This is a genomic window from Sediminibacillus albus (assembly GCF_900101125.1).
GTDB lineage: Bacteria > Bacillota > Bacilli > Bacillales > Amphibacillaceae > Sediminibacillus > Sediminibacillus albus.
Genome location: NZ_FNFL01000003.1, coordinates 127,605 through 147,826, shown reverse-complemented (window position 1 = coordinate 147,826; position 20,222 = coordinate 127,605). Strand labels below are relative to the sequence as shown.

Sequence of the window (20,222 nt, the reverse complement as noted above, 5' to 3'; positions counted from 1 at the left end):
TAACAGCATATGAAGTTTTAAAAGGCCCATCTTTATGCATTCGATGGATTACGTAATGGATATAAATGGCGATGTAACAGTAGATGTTTTCTTAATAGCATCTGATAAACATTAGTACTACGCTGCGGAAATACACTACGCTTTCCGCGGGCGGCTGGTGAGCCTCCTCGAGCTGGCGCTATGCGGGGTCTCACCGAGGCCTCTCCACCCGCAGGAGTCTCCGTGGATTTCCTCCGCTGAAAGTCTGCGTACGGTTTTCAACCAATAAAACCCAAATGCTTAAGATTTACTTGAGATTGCTGTCGTCATGCAAGGGATGAACAGCCCATAAGCGCAGGCATACAAGGAAGAAATATAGCTGTCATTGTGTCCACAGGGTATATGAAACATTAGAAAAGAAAAATCGAACGAGTTCGAATGTTAGAGATTCGAATCACCGTTCGACTGTCTGCTGTGGTTGGTTAATCCTCAGGCTCTGCTCTTGTTACTAGTCGCTGAGCCGTTTGCCAGCGACACCGTAATGGCTTTTATTCATTTCTTCAATAAAAACGACTACTTTATCTTTAGAAGCACCGGTCGTTTCAACTACCGCATCGGTAACCTTTTCAATGAGCGCCATTTTTTGATCATCGCTCCGGCCGTCAAGCATTTTTACTGTTACATATGGCATGTTGTCATCCTCCTCTGTATTTCATCTTCATTGACAGTGCTAATTATTCGCTGTCAATTAGCAAAATTCCTGCCTTAGCCAATACTTCATAGATGAAAACGAATTTTCCCCTATGCTACAATGACGATATTGATACCATTAGCAGGCAGGACCGATTCTTGAAAAATAAAATACTGACAAATTAACGAAGGAGGAGCGTAACATGAGTTCAGAGCAACCTTCCAATAAGAAGAAAAACCAGTTTACGATTTTGAAGGATGATTCCACTGATGGCCATGGCGGCTACGGAATCGGCGCCATCAGCTTGGAAAATGTCTCACCTGTAATTATAGATCCCAATGAAGATAGGGCATTTGTTGATATGGGAGCGATGCACGCCAGAAGTGAAGTCGAGCGCCGGGTTAAGTTTTTACCCAACAAAGATGAAGTGCCTAATGGAAAGCTATACTGGATTGTTTGGGTCACAGTCAGCAAGAAGGAGGAAGGTGCTTACTACCATGGGGTTGCCGGTAGTGAAGTAAGGGTCGATAGATCCATTAAACGGGCATACAAGTCCATGCCTGAGCATGTCAATCATATGGACAAATCGTTAAAAGGGAAAGTGATTGTTGACCATATGGATGACCATTCCAAAAAATTACTAGGTGATTTTCTTCGTGATTTTAATGAGGAAATGTGGAAGAATTCTGCTGAGGAATTAAAACAAGCCCTGTCGGAATCACTAAAATAACCTAGATTCCTTTTGAAAAATATCTTTTAAAAAATGAACAAATTGTGACTGAATCGTGAACAATGATTGAATGTCTTGAGGTTTGCTTAATAAATTTGTAAAATATGTATCACATGGTATAACTGTGTACTAGGACAAAGAAAAAGGCCGGAATAGTTTCCGGCCTTTTTCTTATTGGTTCTGTATTAAACTTCCAACAAGCACGAGAAGCGGTTTAATCATGACAGCCATTTAAACCAGCGCTTCCAGCCGCTATCTTTTTCTTCCTTCTTTTCTTCCGGTGGTTTTTCTTTTGGGTCCTCCGGCTGATGGAGGGAGCAATAATTGGCAGGCTCAGTGCCTTTGGCGAAATACATTAAACGCTGCTGCCCACAATAGGGGGTTGCCAACTCCCCGGATACAGGGTCTACATAGGCGCCGACAACTCCCTTGGGCACAGAGAAGGTGTGGAAAGGCAGCTTTTCGTGAGCCTGCTCCATGAAGTCGGCCCAAATTTCTTTAGCCACTTGTTGTTCTTTAACATTTTCGATTGGTTTGTTTTCGTCGTACCCAGTCCAGACACTGGTAACAATGTCTGGACTGAAACCAACCATCCAGCTGTCCGTTTTGGTTGTGCCTGATTTACCAGCATAAGGCCGGCTTAATTGATCTGCGATCGTTACGCCTGTGACACGCATATAGCCATTTAGCGATTCATCGAACATACCGGTCATCAAATCAGTTAGAATAAAGGCTTTGGCAGGATCGAGGACCGGTGGCTGGTCGGCCTCTTCGCGTTCGTAAAGCAATTTACCGTGCGTATCAGTCACTTTTTTGATGGTGAATGCCTCTACCTCGTGTCCGCCATTAGCCAGCATGCTGTATGCGGACGCCATTTCTTTGACAGTCACTGCCCCAGTCCCCAGAGCGAGCGAGGGAACCGCCTGAAAATCCTCGTCAATCCCGAATTTTTTAGCAGTGTTTACCAGCTGTTCCGGACCCAAAAATAAATTTGTTTTGACAGCATATACGTTATCCGATAATGCCAAAGCCTGGGCAAGAGTGATAGGTTCATTGGCATAATAGCCATTATAATTACTTGGCTGGTAGACGGTACCATCTTCCAACTCAAAACTTGTCGGTTTACTCAATAAAGAAGTAGCAGCAGTATAGCCATTTTCCAGGGCTGCGTAATATAAGAATGGCTTGAAGGAAGAGCCTGGCATCCGTTTGGCCTGAGTTACCCGATTGTACTGGCTATCCGAATAGTCTCTGCCTCCAACCATGGCTGTTACTGCTCCATTGTGCGGCGACAGGGCGACAGCGCCGACCTGCAGCTTTGTATTCTCCTTAACGGAAGATGTGATGACATTCTCCATTTTTTGCTGGTTATCGAGATTTAAAGTTGTATATACTTTATATCCGCCGGAGCGGATAGCTTCCCTATCGATGCCTAAAATATTTTGTAGTTCAGCCAAGGCTGCGTCGAGAAAATAAGGAGCTGTCTGTTCTTCCATTCTATCTTCAGGCTCTGTCAGCTTTAAGTTTTTCCGCTCAGCTAAAAACAGTTCCTCCTTGCTAATGATTTTTTCTTTATGCAGAGAGGACAATATTTTCTGCTGACGTTCCTTTGCATTATCCAAGTGATTAAAAGGCGAATAGTAGGATGGCCCTTTAGGGATTCCGACAAGCAGTGCGGCTTCAGCTATGTCCAGAGCATTTGCCGGCTTGTCAAAAAAGTACCTGCTGGCCGCTTCTACTCCGTAAGCGCCGTGCCCATAATAAATGGTATTCAGATATCCTTCCAGAATCTCATCTTTGTCATAATGCATTTCTAAGCGAATGGCATAAAAGGCTTCTTTCAGTTTTCGTGACCATGTCTTTTCATGGGATAAGTATAGGTTTCTGGCAAATTGCTGGGTGATTGTACTGGCTCCCTGTACCTTAGACATGGCAATTAAATCGTTCCAGGCTGCGGAGGCAATTCTCGGTAAATCAAGGCCGTGGTGCGAATAAAATCGTTTGTCTTCTGTCGTTATTGCAGCCTTGATAACTATTGGTGAGATTTCCTCCAGTTTCACCCAATATCTGCTTTCTGGTCCGTGCTCTTCCCCGATAACCTGCTCCGAGTCACTGTAATAAACCGTGTTTCCCCCTTTTGTCATAGAGGGAGGGCCAAGTATATAGGCGGTGGCATAGATAGAGGCAACGAGAAAAAGACAAGCAGCCCCTGCTAAAAATGCAAAGGCGGTTGCCCAGCGTAAAAACCTGTTATTTATTTGCTGTAAAAGCTGTCTAACGATTGAAATCATGGCATCCACCTGATTAGTTGTAGAGATAAAGTTCCTGGCGAAATTTTTAACCTTAACAGTATGGGTATAAATTTGAACAAATAAACCTGGCAAAACGCTTGATTTTCAGACAGACTAAAGTATAAGATTTTTAGTATTGTTGAAGCTTAAAGGCATGAAGGCAGTGTCCCTCTGCATTTAGGAGCTAAGATCAGCGAAAAGCCTTTCGGTGTCGAACTTTATCAGGATTTGATGTGTTTCATTTCGAACAGTGAAGTAAATAAGAGTAATGGACAATGCAGCATTTTTTATGACGAAAAGGAGATTTTATATGGAATTATGGTATACAGAGAAGCAGACAAAAGATTTCGGCATTACTGCCAAAGTAAAACGCAGCTTACATTCCGAAAAAACAGACTATCAACAATTGGATATGCTGGAGACGGATGAATGGGGAAATATGCTTGTACTCGATGGAATGGTAATGACTACCCAAAAAGATGAATTTGTTTATCATGAAATGGTTGCACATGTTCCTTTATTTACCCATCCCAACCCAAAACATGTACTTGTAGTCGGTGGCGGAGACGGCGGCGTGATTAGAGAAGTGCTTAAGCATAAGCAGGTGGAAACCGCTACTCTTGTAGAGATAGATGGAAAAGTGATCGAGTATTCCAAGCAATACCTGCCCGAGATTGCCGGTGATTTGGATGATCCCCGTGTTACGGTTAAGGTTGCCGACGGATTCATGCATATTGCAGAAAGTAAGCGTGCCTATGACGTTATTATGGTAGATTCTACAGAACCAGTAGGACCTGCTGCCAATTTGTTCACCAAAGGTTTTTACAGCGGTATTTCCAAGGCCTTAAAAGACGATGGGATATTCGTCGCGCAAACAGATAACCCTTGGTTTAAAGCGGATTTGATTCAACAGGTATATAAAGATGTACAAGAGATTTTTCCAGTGACGCGTTTGTACACTGCCAATATCCCTACCTACCCGAGCGGTTTATGGACCTTTACAATTGGCAGCAAGATTCACGATCCACTAAAAGTGAAAGATCAACGTTTTACTGAGATGGAAACAAAATATTATACGAAGGACATACACTTTGCTTCTTTTGCTTTGCCGAAATTTGTAAAGGATTTGACCGAATAGGGGGGATGAAAAAATGAGGTTCGATGAGGCATACTCAGGAAAAGTGTTCATTATGTCGCGGCCAGATCCCGAACAAGCAGAAGCTATCATTTATGGTATGCCAATGGATTGGACAGTCAGTTTTCGGCCGGGCTCCCGGTTTGGACCAAACAGAATCAGGGAAGCCTCGCTTGGATTGGAAGAGTACAGCCCATACATGGATAAACATTTGGAGGAAGTGAATTACTTTGATGCCGGTGATATTCCGCTGCCGTTTGGCAATCCGCAGCGCAGCCTTGATATGATATATGATTATGCTAAAAAGGTATTGGAGCAGGATAAATTCCCGTTAGGCCTGGGTGGTGAACATCTAGTGTCATGGCCGATCATACAAGCCGTCCATGAAAAATATCCGGAAGCAGCAGTAATTCATATTGATGCCCATGCTGATTTACGGGAGGAATATGAAGGGGAGGCACTGTCCCACTCTACACCAATCCGAAAAACATGTGAACTGATTGGACCGGAAAATGTATATTCTTTTGGCATTAGATCAGGAATGCGTGAAGAGTTTCACTATGCCCAAACAAGCGGTATGCACATGTCCAAATTCGAAGTAGTAGAACCTTTAAAAAAGGTTCTGCCTGAATTAAAGGGCCGCGATGTCTATGTCACTATTGATATTGATGTACTGGATCCGGCTTATGCACCCGGGACAGGAACAGCGGAAGCTGGCGGAATTACTTCCAAGGAATTGTTGGAGACAATCAAATTGATTGCCGATTCTGGCTTGAATGTGATTGGGGCGGATTTAGTAGAGGTCGCTCCGGTTTATGATCCAACAGAACAAACCGTCATAGCAGCTAGTAAATTTGTAAGGGAAATACTGCTAGGCTGGCTGAAATAGAGTTCTAGTCTAGTAAGTAAGACTTATTTTTAGTATAGAAACCCCGGATGCTGATGTTTTGCTGTATAATCACTGGTAATAAGAGGATAAATATGGCAGTTCGCTCATCGCATATGATATAATAAAAAATAAATTGTCGCTATTTGTAGAATTAGGGATGGAAAGGGGTATCTATGAAAAACATAGAGTATAGAGAGATGAACCCTGTCAACCGGCAGGCCAGCGGAAATAGGGCAAGGAATCAATTCTTTTTAAACAAGGGGGAGCTTTCCCTTTATCATGTTTTTCAAGCATTATCTGTTTCTGATGATATTAACACAGCGATAGATGTTACCCGAGGTTATTGTCTAGAGGCAAAAACGGATGCCAACCAGCGAATTGGCATGGAATTTTTATATGCATATGGATTTTTGGAGAATTTAGATACACTTATTGAAAAGAATCTTGCTTCGGAAAATCCGGAGAACCGTGTATGGGCGCAGATGTACTGGATAATCTGTGAGCGTAGAAAGAGAAAGCTGGAAACCAGCGAATACTTAAATAGGATAGCCAAGCTTCCAATCGAAGGGATTGAGCTGGAGTGCCTTTATCATTTTCTGCAAGTGTATGCCCATTTTGAGCGGAAAGAATATGGGAAGCTAGGCAGATATCTGGATCAATTGCTGGTGAGCATTCATGAAATTAGCGATCCAATGCTTCGTGAATTGTTTTCGGTAAGGCTGGACGAAATGCTATTGACATTTCACTGGAAACGAAATGAAATGATTATTGCCAGGAAGCATGGCTTCCGGATTTTGCAGACGACCCACTGTCCCAGGAAAAAAATAGACATACACAATACGATGGCTTTGGGATATTTGTATGATAGTTACCAGCAGGCCATCAGTCATGCTGTAGAGGCCAAGCGGATTGCTAATATGACCGAGGATTTGACAGCAATCCAAGGGGTTAATGATTATACTATCCCGTTTATTTCGGCTTTTCATGGCAGAACCGAGGGGATTACAACACCTGTTCAGTCTGAAATGGCTCATCTGGCCTTGGCGCGCGGAGACAACCAGACATGTATCAACATCCTTAACAGCTTCAAAAGCTTGACCCCTTTCCAGCAATACTACCTAGGCAAAGCAAGGAAAGACAGAGATATGTTGGAAATCTCTTATCGGCGCTTTATTAACGAACGCAGTGATTACTTTTTTGCCAAGCTTCCATTGCTTGAGCTTCATAAATCAAAGGCTGTACATTGACGCTTACCTTCCTGGTGGCGTCTTTTTGTTAGGGAGAAACTATTTGCCGCTTTTTATTGCTATTATTGGTATCTTTTACTGGGACTTGAGTTTTTCCCGATTCATTCTTATAATTAGTTATTTAGGATAGTCATTTGTAACCCGACATAAGGGAGAGAAAAAAGATGCCAACAGGCAAAACTACTGTTCAGATAAAATTGACTACGGAAATATTCGACAGGGGACGAAAAGACGTCAGTGTCATACAAGAAACAGGAAGCTACTATCAAAAAGGGAAAACCTCTGTACTGACTTTTACAGAACACAAGGATGAGGGGGGAGATGTCCAGTCCATGATCACGATACAGCCAGAGAAGGTTAGTGTAAAGAGGACAGGGGCTGTGGACATGCACCAGATATTTCGCAAAAAGCACATCACGGAAAATGTGTACCGCCATGAATTTGGTACCATACATATGGAGACACATACAGATCAAATTACATTTCAACAGCTGCAGGAACGAAAAAAAGGAGAGCTTTTTATCAGCTATACAACCAAGCTGAATGGAGAAGGGGAGCGCAGGCACCGGCTTACCCTGGGCTTTCAGCAGCCCGGCTAGGAAATGCTGATTGGCCCAGGAAGAAGTAGCCCCATCTATATCGGGCCTTTCCATGGCAAATCACTGGCCGCAGCTGGACGACTTTTATATAAACAATTCAATGAGGATAAGAAAGATATATTTGCGAAGGCGAAAGCCATGCCTTTCTTATCTGTCAAAGAGGAGGCGTATCAATGAATATTATGCAGCAAACACAGGAAAACCTGAAACATGAAATTGCTCAGGCTGTTATTAATGCTGGCCTTGCCAAGCAAGAGGAACTGCCGGAGATAATTTTAGAACAGCCAAAAGATAAAAGCCATGGGGATTATGCAACGAATATCGCTATGCAGCTTGCCAAAATAGCTAAGATGCCGCCGAAACAAATCGCTGATAAAATTATTGAACAATTTGATCAGTCGAAAGCCTCGATTAAACAAATCGATATCGCCGGACCTGGTTTCATCAACTTCTTTATGGATAACCAGTATTTGACTCAATTGATTCCGACCATCCTGCAATCAGGAGAAGACTATGGCAGTTCAGATATCGGCAAAGGCCAAAAAATACAAATCGAGTTTGTATCTGCCAATCCGACTGGCGACCTGCATTTAGGCCATGCCCGTGGGGCAGCAGTGGGGGATTCCCTGGCCAATGTTTTAGAGAAAGCCGGTTATCAAGTAACCAGAGAATATTATATTAACGATGCGGGTAACCAGATTGCCAGTTTGGCAGCTTCTGTCGAGGCAAGGTACATGCAAGCACTCGGAAAACAGTGGGAGATGCCCGAGGGCGGCTATCACGGCAAAGATATAATTGAATTGGGCAAGCAGCTGGCGGCAGAGTATCAAGAAAAATGGAGTGAAGCTTCTGCTGAGGAACGCTTGAACTTTTTCCGTGAGTATGGCTTGAACTACGAGCTCAAAAAACTAGAAGGCGATCTTTCTCAATTCAGAGTTCCTTTTGATAATTGGTTTTCTGAAACTTCTTTATATCAGAACGGTAAAATAGAAGAAGCGCTAAACACGCTGCGGGAGAAAGGCCACATTTACGAAAAAGATGGCGCAACCTGGTTCAAAACTACGGAGTATACAGATGATAAAGATCGTGTTCTGGTTAAGCAGGATGGCAGCTATACGTATTTGTCACCCGATATTGCCTACCACAAAAATAAATTAGACCGTGGTTATGATACATTGATCAACATTTGGGGTGCCGACCATCACGGTTACATTCCAAGAATGAAAGCAGCGATTCAGGCACTTGGTTATGAAGAAGATAAGCTAGAAGTAGAAATTATCCAAATGGTCAACCTCTTCCAAAATGGCGAGCGTGTGAAAATGAGCAAACGTACCGGTAAGGCTGTAACATTGAGAGAGCTGATGGACGAAGTCGGCATTGATGCTATGAGGTATTTCTTTGTCATGCGTTCTAGTGATTCTCATCTGGATTTTGATATGGACTTAGCCCGTTCACAATCCAATGAAAATCCGGTCTTTTACGTCCAGTATGCTCACGCCCGTATATGCACGATGATAAAGCAGGCAAAAGAAAAGGGTTTTGCCATTACGTCTGATATTGATGGCACTTTGTTAGCTGCAGAAAAAGAGGAGGAGCTGTTAAAGCGCCTTGGAGAGTTTTCAGCTGCAATAGAGGAAGCTGCAGCTAAGCGGACACCGCACCGGGTCACTCAATATATTTTTGATTTGGCATCTACTCTGCACAGCTTTTATAATGCAGAAAAAGTACTGGATATTGATTACCCAGAACGGACGAAAGCAAGACTTGCGTTAATGGAAGCAGTCCGCATCACGATCAACAACGGACTAAAACTACTAGGAGTCCAAGCACCAGAAAGAATGTAGAATTAAAAGCGGAGGAGAACTGTTTAGCGACGTACAGGGTGGACGGCACCGGAGGAGATAAAGGAAACACGGAGCGAAGCGATGATGTTGACTTATCGTACAAAGGAGCAGGAAGCCTGGTAGTCGTTGGTTGTACAGAGCTGGATAGATTAAAAGCGGAGGACAACCGTTCATCGACGTACGTTATTTAGAGCATATGGCATAAGCCATATGCTCTATTTGTGCAGCTAAAGTTTCTAACAGTTAACAATAGGGAAGAGATAATAACATTATCAGTAAAGGGTCAGTGCGGATGCTTTGCTTATCCATTGCTATAATACTGGTTTGAAAGAAGGAAGGCTTTGTTATCCAAACCACTGATGGATAAAAAAGACTGGGTAGTTCAGAGGGACTAATCCAGTCTTTCATTTTGCTGCGGTCTATTATTCTAAGATGATCCCTTTTTTAAATAAAATGCGTGGATTATTTTAAGTACTGGGCGTCCCAAAAGTTGGGCACTTCCTAAAATGAAAAAAATAGTGCCAATCGTTTGCGTGTGTTTAAATAAAAATAAAATACTTCCTATTAAAAACCATAAGCCCAAAGAAAGATCATTAGCCAAGGAAATAAATCGATATTTTTTATTAAAAAAAAGTTGGAATTTCCCCATTTGGATATCAACATATTTTTTTTCATCCTTGATTTTAGGCACGAAAACACCTCCTTATCATCTTTACCCTTTATATATTTTCTCAAAAACTCTGTGTGCGGCACTCGGCGATAATTTTCATCGTTCTTAGGAATAAAAAATACGAAAAAATCAGTTCATGTTTAATAACCGGGAAAAACGTGAACTAGTAGAATGTAAGTGATAATAAAAAAATGAAAGGAGTTTTAGAAGATGGCTAAGAATGATAAAAACAATAGAAAGATGTCAGTAGAGGAAGCAGGTAAAAAAGGCGGACAAACTACTTCCCGAAACCATGACCAGGAATTCTATGAGGAAATAGGCCAAAAAGGCGGCGAAACTACTTCCAAAAATCATGACCAGGAATTCTACGAGGAAATAGGCCAAAAAGGCGGCGAAACTACCTCCAAAAATCATGATAAAGAATTCTATGAGGAGATTGGCCAAAAAGGCGGCGAAACTACCTCGAAAAATCATGATGAAGAATTCTATGAAGAAATCGGTCAAAAAGGCGGTAACACCACTTCCAAAAATCATGATCAGGAATTCTACGAGGAAATCGGTCAAAAAGGCGGCGAAAAACGGGGCCAGCAGCGAAAAAACAATAACTCTTAATGTAAGTTAAGAACGATTTTTCAAAAAGGAGAGGAAGAAAATTATTTCTTCCTCTCTTTTTTTCGTCCAATAGTAAAGTTGTGCATATAAAAAGGCTTCCGACTTCTACCGGAGGCCTTTTATCTGTGTGAGACAGTCAAGAAAAAATCCTCTGAATCATGGGTTCGATTAGCTGAAATAATTTAAATCCGCAATAAATCCCTACAATTCCTACGACTCCTGCTAAGGCTGGCGGCGCCGGTATAGGGAGCTTTCCCCAAGCAAAAATGAATCCGACGATCACCCCAGTCACCAAGGCTAAGATTACTTCCTTCATAAAATATTTCCTCCTTGAGTAATTACATGGCTGTCTGATTGATAGATATTTTTTGGATTGGAAGAAAAGAAAGGGTTTTCTTCCAAATTTGAAAATACCTAATTAAGAATAACAAAATAAAATAATAAGGCAAGGACTTTCTTTGTAAAAATAAAGATCTGGTCAGTGGCAAAACACCAGCAGTCTAGTTCTGCCCTTCTACACTGCTGTCTTAGTTTTTGCCGGCGGCTATTAAATATACATTGACGTTAGGCAGGGGGGTATCTGGCCAGCGTGTTTTAAATAATCAAAAAAGTAACCCAATAACAGTTGACTGAATGTTCATTCATAATATAAAGTAGAGGTATAAGTTTTATCGTTTAGCGGAGGAAATCGAAAGGAATATCCGGTTTGGCCGATTTATGGCCAGGCAGCTCCGTTCAAAAGGTCATAGACAACGAGCCTGATCTTGAGAGAAAGATTCTACACACAAGGAGGAAGTAATATGGACGGATTAATGCTGTTGAATTGGCTTTTATTTCTAAGCGTCACCTGTTATGGCTTTTACTTATTTGCACGAGTAGTGCTGACACGGATTTCATACATTAAATTAGGACAGAAATTCGAGTTTGACGGGGAAATAAAGAAGCGTATCCGGGCGGTTATGGTGAATGTTTTCGGCCAAAAGAAATTATTAAAGGATAAGAAGTCTGGAGCAATCCATGTCATGATGTTTTATGGATTTATCCTCGTCCAGTTCGGTGCTGTCGATTTTATCGTTAAAGGCTTGGCGCCCGGCTCCCACTTGCCGCTCGGTCCTCTGTATCCCGGCTTTACTTTTTTTCAGGAGTTAGTTACATTAATGATTTTGACAGCGGTCATCTGGGCATTTCACCGCCGATATATAGAGAAATTAGTCCGCTTAAAAAGAGGCTTTAAAGCTGGCCTGGTTTTGCTTTTTATTGGAACCCTAATGCTGTCTGTCCTGCTTGGAAATGGGATGGCTATGATTTGGCATAACCATTCACTAGCTTGGACTGAGCCAGTTGCGTCGTTAATTGCAAGCGCTTTCTATTGGGTTTCTCCCACGGCCGCTGCTGTAGTATTTTTTGTCTCATGGTGGATCCATCTGCTAGCGCTGCTAAGTTTCCTTGTTTATGTTCCGCAATCCAAACATGCCCATTTGCTGGCAGCACCTGCCAACGTCTTTTTAAGCAGACAGACGCCACCAGGTAAACTGACAAAGCTGGATTTTGAAATCGATGAAGAGCAGGCGGAAGAGGATGTTTCTTTTGGTGTTAGCAAAATTGAAGACTTTAGCCAGCTTCAGCTTATCGATTTATATGCCTGTGTAGAGTGCGGGCGTTGTACAAATGTCTGTCCAGCTACAGGAACAGGCAAAATGCTGTCGCCGATGGATTTAATCATTAAGCTGCGCGATCACCTTACCGAAAAAGGTGCTGCTGTTACAGGTCAATCCCCATGGGTTCCCAGCTATGCTTTTAGCAATACACAAGGAAATCAGCTGGCACAGATGGCTAGAAACGCTGGGTCAGCCCAGGATGAAGTAGCAGCAAGTGTTGATACGGTTCAAAATACCAGTTTGATTGGCGACGTCATTACAGAAGAGGAACTGTGGGCTTGTACCACCTGCCGGAACTGCGAGGACCAATGCCCGGTAATGAATGAACACGTTGACAAAATTATTGATTTGCGCCGTTATCTTGTCCTCACTGAAGGGAGAATGGACCCTGATGCCCAGCGGGCAATGATGAATATTGAGCGGCAGGGTAATCCTTGGGGATTGTCGAAAAAGGAACGGGAAAACTGGCGCGACCTTGATCCGGATGTTTCGATTCCAACCGTTAAAGACATGAAAAAAGCTGGGGAAGACTTTGAATATTTATTCTGGGTAAGCTCTATGGGTGCCTATGATAATCGCAGCCAAAAGATTGCTATGGCATTTGCCAAGCTGATGAACCAGGCAGGAATCAAGTTTGCGATTCTAGGGAATAAGGAAGCTAATTCTGGCGATACCGCCCGCCGTATCGGCAATGAATTCTTATTTCAGGAATTGGCAGAGAAAAACGTGAAGGAATTTCAAAAGCATAATGTAAAAAAGATTGTAACAATCGACCCTCATGCTTACAATATATTTAAAAATGAATATCCTGATTTTGGCCTCGAGGCAGAGGTGTTTCATCATACTCAGCTGCTATATGACTGGGTGTCGCAAGGTTTGTTGAAGCCAAGTCGGGAAATTAACGAAACGTTAACCTATCATGACTCCTGTTACTTAGGCAGGTATAATGGCGTTTATGATCCGCCGAGGGAAATATTGAAACAAATACCAGGAATCCGCCTGGTTGAAATGGAAAGAAATCGAGAAAACGGCATGTGCTGTGGTGCTGGCGGCGGTCTTATGTGGACCGAGGATAAAACTGGCAACCGCATCAATGTAGCGAGAACAGAACAAGCAATGCAAGTAAATCCAACGATGATTTCCAGTGCCTGCCCTTTCTGTCTGACCATGCTCAGTGACGGTACGAAAGCAAAAGAAGTCGATGAGGATATTAGTACGATGGATGTCGCTGAAATACTTGCGTTATCAGTTTTAGAAAGTAAAGAGGAAAAAACCGCATAAAAATAGAAAGTGACAGATAGAGGTTTATGTGTTGGCATTTAAGGAGGAACTGATCTTCTGGGACAGTTCCTCGCCTTTTGCTAATCCGGTGAGCGAACGTTCAATCGGAACAAAATGAAAGCGTTATCAAAGGAAGGGGATGGACGATAGTGAATACAGTCATTGTTTCAGGAGCCAGAACGCCATTTGGGAAATTAGGAGGCACTCTTAGTCCTTTAACTGCTGCACAGCTTGGAGGAAGAGCTATCCAGGCTGCAATACAGCGGAGCGGGATAGATTCTGAAAAGCTGGATGAAGTAATTATGGGAACGGTCCTTCAAGGGGGGCAAGGCCAACTTCCTTCCCGGCAGGCAGCAAGGGAGGCAGGCATTCCGTGGCGGGTAAAAACGGAAACCATCAATAAAGTATGTGCCTCGGGGATGCGCAGTGTAACGTTAGCTGACCAGCTGATTCGGCTTGGCGAGGAAGGTATTATTATTGCTGGAGGAATGGAGAGTATGAGCAATGCCCCATATTTTATGCCAAAAGCTAGATTTGGTTTTCGAATGGGGGACCAGAAGGTCAAGGATATGATGATTCATGACGGTTTAACCTGTTCTTTTGAAGGGGTCCATATGGGCTCTTATGGTAATTTAACCGCTAATCAATTAGGGATAACCAGAGAGGATCAGGATCAATGGGCATATCGCAGCCAGCAGAGGGCAGTCCAGGCAATAGAAAAAGGAATATTTGCGGACGAAATCATACCAGTGGAAATTGTGCAGAGAAAAGGAGAGCCGTTAGTGATAGAGCAGGATGAAGCACCACGAAAGGAAACCACTATCGAAGCCCTTGCTAAATTAAGGCCTGTTTTTGATAAAGGTGGAACAATTACAGCAGGAAACGCTCCGGGAGTTAATGACGGGGCTTGTGCAATGTTGTTAATGTCCGGGGATAGAGCAAGCCGTGAAGGATTGGCGCCAATGGCTAAAATTCTCTCACACCAGGAAATTGCCGTAGAAGCTCAAGACTTCCCGCAAACCCCGGGACTTGTCATTAATGCGCTATTAAAAAAATCAGGAAAATCCCTAGCTGACATCGACTTATTCGAAGTTAATGAAGCATTTGCTGCCGTATCACTGGCAAGCAGTAAAATCGCGGGACTAGACTTGGACAAAGTGAATGTCAACGGAGGAGCAGTAGCCTTAGGACATCCAATCGGAGCCAGTGGGGCACGGATTATCCTTACACTGATCCACGAATTAAAACGAAGAGGAGGCGGGTTAGGAATCGCAGCAATCTGCAGCGGAGGCGGCCAAGGCGACGCCATCCTCCTTGAAGTGGAGTAGTAAGAAAAGCGAAAATGCCCGTTCAGCAACTCGGGGAGTGGACGGCTCCGCAGGAGATAAAGGAAACACGGAGCAACGCGACGATGTTGACTTATCGAACAGAGGAGCAGGAAGTCCCCAAGTTGGTGGGCATAGAAGCTAGCCAAAGAAAAGCGAAAATGCCCGTTCAGCAACGCGGGGGAGTGGACGGCTCCGGCTTTCAACCGAGGTCGCTCTACTTCTATCAGGAATTGATCCACTTACCGCCGAAGTCGCTCTACTTTGATTCAGAGTTGATCAGCTTCAGAGGAAAGTCGTTCCACTTCCGCTCGGAATGATAAAAACATAGACGTATATATAGAAAGGTGAAAGCTAATGGAAATTAAAAAGGTAATGGTCGTCGGCGCCGGTCAAATGGGCTCGGGAATTGCCCAAGTTTGTGCCCAGGCAGGATTAGAGGTTTTGCTTTACGATGTGTCGGAGGATTCTTTGGAAAACGGTGTCTCAGGTATAGAGAAACGGTTGAACCGGGCTTTGGAGAAAGGCAGGCTGTCGGGCGAAGCCAGGCAGTCAGCTTTAACCAAGCTCAATAAGACCACCGATATATCAGAGGTGAGGTTATGCGACTTAGCTATAGAAGCTGCAGTTGAAAACCTTGGTATTAAAACAAAGGTTTTTAAGGAATTAGATTATCATGCTCCTGCCCATGCAATATTGGCAACCAATACGTCCTCTTTGCCGATTACAGAAATAGCAGCTGTAACAAATCGTCCCGACCAAGTGATTGGCATGCATTTTATGAATCCGGTACCAGTAATGAAGCTGGTAGAAATAATCCGCGGACTTCAGACTAGTGAGCAAACATTTCAAGCCATTAAACAAATGACAGAAAAACTGGCTAAAACTCCTGTGGAAGTACAGGATTATCCTGGATTTGCCGCTAACCGGATTCTTATGCCGATGATAAATGAAGCTATTTACGCTGTATATGAAGGTGTATCTTCTCCTGAAGATATTGACACCGTCATGAAACTAGGCATGAATCACCCGATGGGCCCCCTCCAGTTAGCGGATTTTATTGGCCTGGATACATGTTTATATATTATGGAGGTACTTCATGAAGGATTTGCTGATAGTAAATATCGCCCATGTCCGCTCTTGCGAAAGTACGTTAAAGCAGGCTGGCTTGGCAAAAAGTCCGGCCGGGGCTTCTATGAATACACAAATGATTAAGACTGCTTAATCAAAGGAGGCGGGAACATGAGGTTTACATTTACCGATGAACAGCAAATGATAAGGAAAATGGTAAAAGATTTCGCTGAGAAAGAAGTAGCAGCTGCTGTGCCGCGTATGGAAGCGGAGGATCGTTTTCCGGAAGAGATAATAAAAAGGATGGGCCAGTTAGGACTGATGGGCGTTCCGATCCCGGAAAAGTATCGCGGCAGTGGGATGGATTACATTTCCTATATTATTACATTACATGAGCTTTCCAAAGTAAGCGCCACCGTCGGCGTGATTTTATCGGTGCACACATCGGTTGGAACCAATCCGATTTTGTATTTTGGGAATGAACAACAAAAACAAAAATACTTACCAAAGCTGGCTTCTGGTCAGTATTTAGGAGCGTTTGCTTTGACTGAGCCAGGAGCAGGGTCAGATGCATCCAATTTAAAGATGTCTGCAAAGCCGACCGCGGAGGGTTATGTTCTTCAAGGAACCAAAATGTTTATCACCAATGGCGGGTATGCAGATACGTATATTGTTTTCGCCCGTACCAGCCAGGAAGGCGGCTATAAAGGGGTAAGCTCGTTTATTGTAGAAAAAGGCACCCCTGGCCTGACTGTTGGCAAAAAAGAAAAGAAAATGGGCCTGCATGGGTCCAGTACAGTTCAGCTTAATTTTGAAGAGTGTCACGTATCAAAAGAGCAGCTGCTTGGCAGCGAAGGCGATGGATTTAAGATTGCGATGGCCAACCTTAATGCTGGGCGTATCGGCATTGCAGCCCAGTCACTCGGGATTGCAGAAGCTGCGTTGTCCTATTCGACGGTTTATGCGAAAGAACGAGAACAGTTTGGCGGTCCAATTGCCAATCAGCAGGCAATCTCTTTCAAATTGGCTGACATGGCTACAGAAGTAGAAGCGGCAAAACTATTAACCTATCAGGCTGCCTTCATGCGGACTGAAGGAAAAGATTGTGGCAAACAAGCATCGATGGCTAAGCTGATGGCTTCAAAAACAGCTGTAAAAGCTGCTATCGAAGCTGTGCAAATTTTTGGCGGGTACGGATACACCAAAGATTATCCCGTTGAACGGCTATTCCGGGATGCCAAAATTTGTGAAATTTACGAAGGAACGAGCGAAATTCAACATATGGTGATTGGAAAACATATTTTACGAGCTTAATACGCTTAAAAGAGATAAAGGGGGAGCTAACAATGGACTTTCAATTAACAGATGAACAGGAAATGCTGAGAAAAATGGTAAGGGATTTTGCTAAGAAAGAAGTGGAGCCCACAGCAGCTGAACGGGACGAAGAAGAAAGGTTTGACCGGGAAATTTTTGACAAAATGGCTGAGCTCGGGTTGGCTGGAATACCCTGGCCGGAGGAATATGGCGGTATTGGTTCTGATTTTGTCAGTTATGTGATTGCTGTTGAGGAACTATCACGTGTCTGCGCCTCTACTGGTGTTACTTTGTCGGCACATATATCACTGGCGAGCTGGCCGTTGTTTAAGTATGGATCTGAAAACCAAAAACAAACCTATCTCGCCGAGCTGGCAAGAGGGGAAAAACTAGGCGCATATGCTTTATCAGAACCAGGAGCAGGCAGCGATGTAGCCTCCATGAAAACTACCGCAAAACTGGACGGCGACAGTTATATTCTTAACGGGAACAAAGTATGGATTACCAATGGCGGTGTTGCGGATACCTACATTGTTTTTGCTAAAACAGACCAGGATGCCAAGCATCGCGGGATTAGTGCTTTCATCGTTGAAAAAGGCTTTCAAGGCTTCTCCTTTGGCAAAAAAGAGAAGAAACTGGGCATTCGTTCCTCTCCGACAACTGAGTTAGTTTTTGAAAATTGCCGGATTCCGAAGGAGAACTTGCTTGGGACAGAAGGAGAAGGTTTTAAGATTGCGATGAGTACATTGGATGGCGGACGTAATGGGATTGCCGCCCAGGCACTCGGCATAGCCCAAGGGGCCCTTGATGCTTCAGTTGATTATGCGAAGGAGCGGGAGCAATTCGGAAAGCCAATCGCTCAAAATCAGGGTATTTCCTTTAAGCTTGCAGACATGGCAACTGACATTGAAGCTGCTCGTTTATTAACTTACCAGGCTGCCTGGCTCGAATCGCAAGGACAGCCTTATGGAAAGGCCTCGGCTATGTCGAAATTGTTTGCTGGCGATGCCGCGATGAGAATAACCACGGAAGCTGTCCAGGTGTTCGGCGGTTATGGCTATACCAAAGATTATCCAGTAGAACGCTATATGCGGGATGCTAAGATCACTCAAATTTATGAAGGAACAAATGAAATCCAGCGCTTGGTTATCGGCCGGATGCTCACCAAAGCCTAAGCCCGAACAACTATATACTTAACAAAAGTACTGGAATCATGCCTGTAATGCCCATCGTCACACAAGCAGCCCGTTACTGATATCTGGAAAGGAGCCATCTCCATGCATCCTCTAGCTGAAAAGATCGGAAAACAGGACATTAGAGCATTGGCTAAAGCAATTACTATGGTGGAAAACGACCACCCGGATAAATTAAAACTGCTTAAAGATATTTTTGCTATCAAGAAAAACGCTCATTTTGTCGGCATCACAGGTGCTCCGGGAGCGGGCAAAAGTTCGCTGGTAAACCGCCTGATTCATTATGTACGGAATCAAGGCCTGACCATTGCTGTCATTGCTGTTGATCCGACTAGCCCTTTCAGCGGTGGAGCACTTTTGGGGGATAGAATTCGAATGAATCAGCACTTTACCGACCCGGGAGTATTTATCAGGAGCATGGCGACCAGGGGGAGTCTGGGCGGATTGGCCCGGGCGACGAAAGACACGCTGCGTATTTGTGATGCATATGGCTTTGATCTCGTCCTCGTCGAGACAGTAGGCGTTGGTCAATCGGAGCTAGATATTATGAAAGTGGCCGATACGACAGCATTAGTGTTAACTCCTAATAGCGGGGATGTGCTTCAGGTATTTAAAGCAGGAATCATGGAGATTGCCGATTTATTTATCGTCAACAAAGCCGATCTACCCGGTGTGGATAAATTAAAGATTTTACTTAGGGATTTTTTAATGATTAGTGACAAGGAAGGCTTCACTCCGCCAATTATTTCGACAGTTTCTACAGAAAATCAAGGTATTGATCAATTGTGGAAGCAAATCCTGGCACACAAACAATTCTTGGAGCAGACAAACCAAGGCAAAAATCAACGGACCCAAAAGTTGGAACTTGAGATCAAAGAATTAATCCGTGAAGAAATTTGGCGTGAGGTCGATGATTATTTAAAAAAAGATGCCAAGTTCCAGGAATCAATTAACCCGATTGATGCCGATCCATATCAGTTTGCGCTTGACTGGTATTATCAATGGAAGCAGGGAGGTGAACGTAAATGACAAGCAGCAAAGTTACATCCTCTGTAAAAGACGAAAAGCTGATACAGCACAGAAGAAACCAAATGATAAAGGGGGCCGTCGCTTTATTCAAAGAGAAAGGGTTTCATCGAACCACAACGAGAGAAATCGCCAAAGCTTCCGGGTTTAGCATTGGAACGCTCTATGAATATATACGGACGAAAGAAGACATTTTGTTCCTAGTGTGTGACTCTATTTATGAAAATGTAAAAGTTCGGATGGAGGCTGCCTTTGTAACGGAGAATGCAACGACAGAACATCTAATGGAAGCTGTCCGTGCTTACTTTTTCCTTATGGATGAAATGCAAAATGAGGTCGTTATTATGTATCAGGAAATGAAATCGCTGTCAAAAGAAGCGCAGGAATATGTGATCAAGAAAGAAAAGGCAATGGTCCGTATGCTGGAAAATCTGATAAGTGACAGTGCACCTTGCCAGCTTAAAACGTCGGACATTTCGCTGATAGCTAACAATATCTTTATTCAGGGACAAATGTGGGGATTCCGCCGCTGGATGCTGCAAAAAGATTTTACGATAACTTCCTATACAGAGAGGCAAGTCCATTTTTTACTGGCAGGGCTCGGTGTTTCTGAGCGGCAGGTAGCGGCGAACGGATCAAAATATAGTTAGGGAAGGGGAGTATGTAT

18 protein-coding genes and 1 pseudogene are annotated in these 20,222 nt (G+C 43.6%); 15 read left to right on the top strand and 4 right to left on the bottom strand.

What is annotated here, in order from left to right:
• Positions 1-487 precede the first annotated feature (487 nt).
• Positions 488-673, bottom strand: a pseudogene (locus tag BLR93_RS09830) (2-hydroxymuconate tautomerase); the annotation flags it as partial.
• A 199-nt stretch (positions 674-872) separates the two neighbouring features.
• Between BLR93_RS09830 and BLR93_RS09825 the strand changes: the two are divergent.
• Positions 873-1,400 (top strand): YwhD family protein, encoded by a 528-nt coding sequence (locus BLR93_RS09825; RefSeq protein ID WP_093213797.1) that lies wholly within the window; start codon positions 873-875, stop codon positions 1,398-1,400.
• Positions 1,401-1,618: 218 nt separating this feature from the next.
• Here the strand turns inward: BLR93_RS09825 and BLR93_RS09820 are convergent, their stop codons facing one another.
• Positions 1,619-3,691 (bottom strand): transglycosylase domain-containing protein, encoded by a 2,073-nt coding sequence (locus tag BLR93_RS09820; RefSeq protein ID WP_093213795.1) that lies wholly within the window; start codon positions 3,689-3,691, stop codon positions 1,619-1,621.
• Between the two features lie 310 nt (positions 3,692-4,001).
• Here BLR93_RS09820 and speE point away from each other — a divergent pair, with 310 nt between their 5' ends.
• From speE to BLR93_RS18015, 6 genes are all read left to right on the top strand, one after another.
• Positions 4,002-4,829, top strand: a complete 828-nt coding sequence (speE, locus tag BLR93_RS09815; protein WP_093213792.1) for a polyamine aminopropyltransferase — start codon at positions 4,002-4,004, stop codon at positions 4,827-4,829.
• A gap of 13 nt (positions 4,830-4,842) precedes the next feature.
• Entirely contained in the window at positions 4,843-5,715 is an 873-nt protein-coding gene (gene speB, locus BLR93_RS09810) for an agmatinase (RefSeq protein WP_093213790.1), read from the top strand.
• A gap of 173 nt (positions 5,716-5,888) precedes the next feature.
• The gene (locus BLR93_RS09805) at positions 5,889-6,962 is read left to right on the top strand and encodes an AimR family lysis-lysogeny pheromone receptor (RefSeq protein WP_093213787.1); all 1,074 of its coding nucleotides are present in this window, start codon (positions 5,889-5,891) and stop codon (positions 6,960-6,962) included.
• A gap of 164 nt (positions 6,963-7,126) precedes the next feature.
• The gene (locus tag BLR93_RS09800; RefSeq protein ID WP_093213785.1) at positions 7,127-7,561 is read left to right on the top strand and encodes a YwiB family protein; all 435 of its coding nucleotides are present in this window, start codon (positions 7,127-7,129) and stop codon (positions 7,559-7,561) included.
• 173 nt (positions 7,562-7,734) lie between these two features.
• The gene (gene argS / locus BLR93_RS09795) at positions 7,735-9,405 is read left to right on the top strand and encodes an arginine--tRNA ligase (protein ID WP_093213782.1); all 1,671 of its coding nucleotides are present in this window, start codon (positions 7,735-7,737) and stop codon (positions 9,403-9,405) included.
• A 38-nt stretch (positions 9,406-9,443) separates the two neighbouring features.
• Positions 9,444-9,596 carry a hypothetical protein gene (locus BLR93_RS18015; RefSeq protein ID WP_175559308.1) on the top strand — a complete coding sequence of 51 codons (153 nt, stop codon included), beginning with the start codon at positions 9,444-9,446 and terminating at the stop codon, positions 9,594-9,596.
• Positions 9,597-9,832: 236 nt separating this feature from the next.
• Here the strand turns inward: BLR93_RS18015 and BLR93_RS09790 are convergent, their stop codons facing one another.
• The gene (locus BLR93_RS09790) at positions 9,833-10,096 is read right to left on the bottom strand and encodes a YrhK family protein (RefSeq protein ID WP_093213780.1); all 264 of its coding nucleotides are present in this window, start codon (positions 10,094-10,096) and stop codon (positions 9,833-9,835) included.
• A 189-nt stretch (positions 10,097-10,285) separates the two neighbouring features.
• On the opposite strand from BLR93_RS09790, the gene BLR93_RS09785 reads away from it, so the two are divergent.
• Complete coding sequence (locus BLR93_RS09785) at positions 10,286-10,687, top strand: KGG domain-containing protein (protein WP_093213777.1); 402 nt, start codon at positions 10,286-10,288, stop codon at positions 10,685-10,687.
• Between the two features lie 136 nt (positions 10,688-10,823).
• On the opposite strand, the gene BLR93_RS09780 is transcribed toward BLR93_RS09785, so the two are convergent.
• Positions 10,824-11,003, bottom strand: coding sequence for a XapX domain-containing protein (locus tag BLR93_RS09780; protein WP_093213775.1), 180 nt, complete (start codon positions 11,001-11,003; stop codon positions 10,824-10,826).
• A 484-nt stretch (positions 11,004-11,487) separates the two neighbouring features.
• Here BLR93_RS09780 and BLR93_RS09775 point away from each other — a divergent pair, with 484 nt between their 5' ends.
• From BLR93_RS09775 to BLR93_RS09740, 7 genes are all read left to right on the top strand, one after another.
• Complete coding sequence (locus BLR93_RS09775; protein WP_093213772.1) at positions 11,488-13,626, top strand: heterodisulfide reductase-related iron-sulfur binding cluster; 2,139 nt, start codon at positions 11,488-11,490, stop codon at positions 13,624-13,626.
• Positions 13,627-13,772: 146 nt separating this feature from the next.
• Positions 13,773-14,954, top strand: a complete 1,182-nt coding sequence (locus BLR93_RS09770) for an acetyl-CoA C-acetyltransferase (protein WP_093213770.1) — start codon at positions 13,773-13,775, stop codon at positions 14,952-14,954.
• Between the two features lie 354 nt (positions 14,955-15,308).
• Positions 15,309-16,166, top strand: a complete 858-nt coding sequence (locus BLR93_RS09760; protein ID WP_093213765.1) for a 3-hydroxybutyryl-CoA dehydrogenase — start codon at positions 15,309-15,311, stop codon at positions 16,164-16,166.
• Positions 16,167-16,193: 27 nt separating this feature from the next.
• The gene (locus BLR93_RS09755) at positions 16,194-17,336 is read left to right on the top strand and encodes an acyl-CoA dehydrogenase (protein WP_093213762.1); all 1,143 of its coding nucleotides are present in this window, start codon (positions 16,194-16,196) and stop codon (positions 17,334-17,336) included.
• A 32-nt stretch (positions 17,337-17,368) separates the two neighbouring features.
• Positions 17,369-18,511 carry an acyl-CoA dehydrogenase gene (locus tag BLR93_RS09750; protein ID WP_093213760.1) on the top strand — a complete coding sequence of 381 codons (1,143 nt, stop codon included), beginning with the start codon at positions 17,369-17,371 and terminating at the stop codon, positions 18,509-18,511.
• Positions 18,512-18,613: 102 nt separating this feature from the next.
• Positions 18,614-19,558 carry a methylmalonyl Co-A mutase-associated GTPase MeaB gene (meaB, locus tag BLR93_RS09745; protein ID WP_093213757.1) on the top strand — a complete coding sequence of 315 codons (945 nt, stop codon included), beginning with the start codon at positions 18,614-18,616 and terminating at the stop codon, positions 19,556-19,558.
• Entirely contained in the window at positions 19,555-20,205 is a 651-nt protein-coding gene (locus tag BLR93_RS09740) for a TetR/AcrR family transcriptional regulator (protein ID WP_093213755.1), read from the top strand. Before meaB ends, BLR93_RS09740 begins: the two co-directional genes overlap by 4 nt.
• Positions 20,206-20,222 lie beyond the last annotated feature (17 nt).

Coding starts and splice junctions, on each gene's coding strand:
- BLR93_RS09785 (WP_093213777.1), top strand. CDS start 10,286: ATGGCTAAGAATGATAAAAACAATAGAAAGATGTCAGTAGAGGAAGCA.
- BLR93_RS09775 (WP_093213772.1), top strand. CDS start 11,488: ATGGACGGATTAATGCTGTTGAATTGGCTTTTATTTCTAAGCGTCACC.
- meaB (WP_093213757.1), top strand. CDS start 18,614: ATGCATCCTCTAGCTGAAAAGATCGGAAAACAGGACATTAGAGCATTG.
- BLR93_RS09760 (WP_093213765.1), top strand. CDS start 15,309: ATGGAAATTAAAAAGGTAATGGTCGTCGGCGCCGGTCAAATGGGCTCG.
- argS (WP_093213782.1), top strand. CDS start 7,735: ATGAATATTATGCAGCAAACACAGGAAAACCTGAAACATGAAATTGCT.
- BLR93_RS09820 (WP_093213795.1), bottom strand. CDS start 3,691: ATGATTTCAATCGTTAGACAGCTTTTACAGCAAATAAATAACAGGTTT.
- BLR93_RS09805 (WP_093213787.1), top strand. CDS start 5,889: ATGAAAAACATAGAGTATAGAGAGATGAACCCTGTCAACCGGCAGGCC.
- BLR93_RS09755 (WP_093213762.1), top strand. CDS start 16,194: ATGAGGTTTACATTTACCGATGAACAGCAAATGATAAGGAAAATGGTA.
- BLR93_RS09750 (WP_093213760.1), top strand. CDS start 17,369: ATGGACTTTCAATTAACAGATGAACAGGAAATGCTGAGAAAAATGGTA.
- BLR93_RS09780 (WP_093213775.1), bottom strand. CDS start 11,003: ATGAAGGAAGTAATCTTAGCCTTGGTGACTGGGGTGATCGTCGGATTC.
- BLR93_RS09825 (WP_093213797.1), top strand. CDS start 873: ATGAGTTCAGAGCAACCTTCCAATAAGAAGAAAAACCAGTTTACGATT.
- BLR93_RS09800 (WP_093213785.1), top strand. CDS start 7,127: ATGCCAACAGGCAAAACTACTGTTCAGATAAAATTGACTACGGAAATA.
- speE (WP_093213792.1), top strand. CDS start 4,002: ATGGAATTATGGTATACAGAGAAGCAGACAAAAGATTTCGGCATTACT.
- speB (WP_093213790.1), top strand. CDS start 4,843: ATGAGGTTCGATGAGGCATACTCAGGAAAAGTGTTCATTATGTCGCGG.
- BLR93_RS09740 (WP_093213755.1), top strand. CDS start 19,555: ATGACAAGCAGCAAAGTTACATCCTCTGTAAAAGACGAAAAGCTGATA.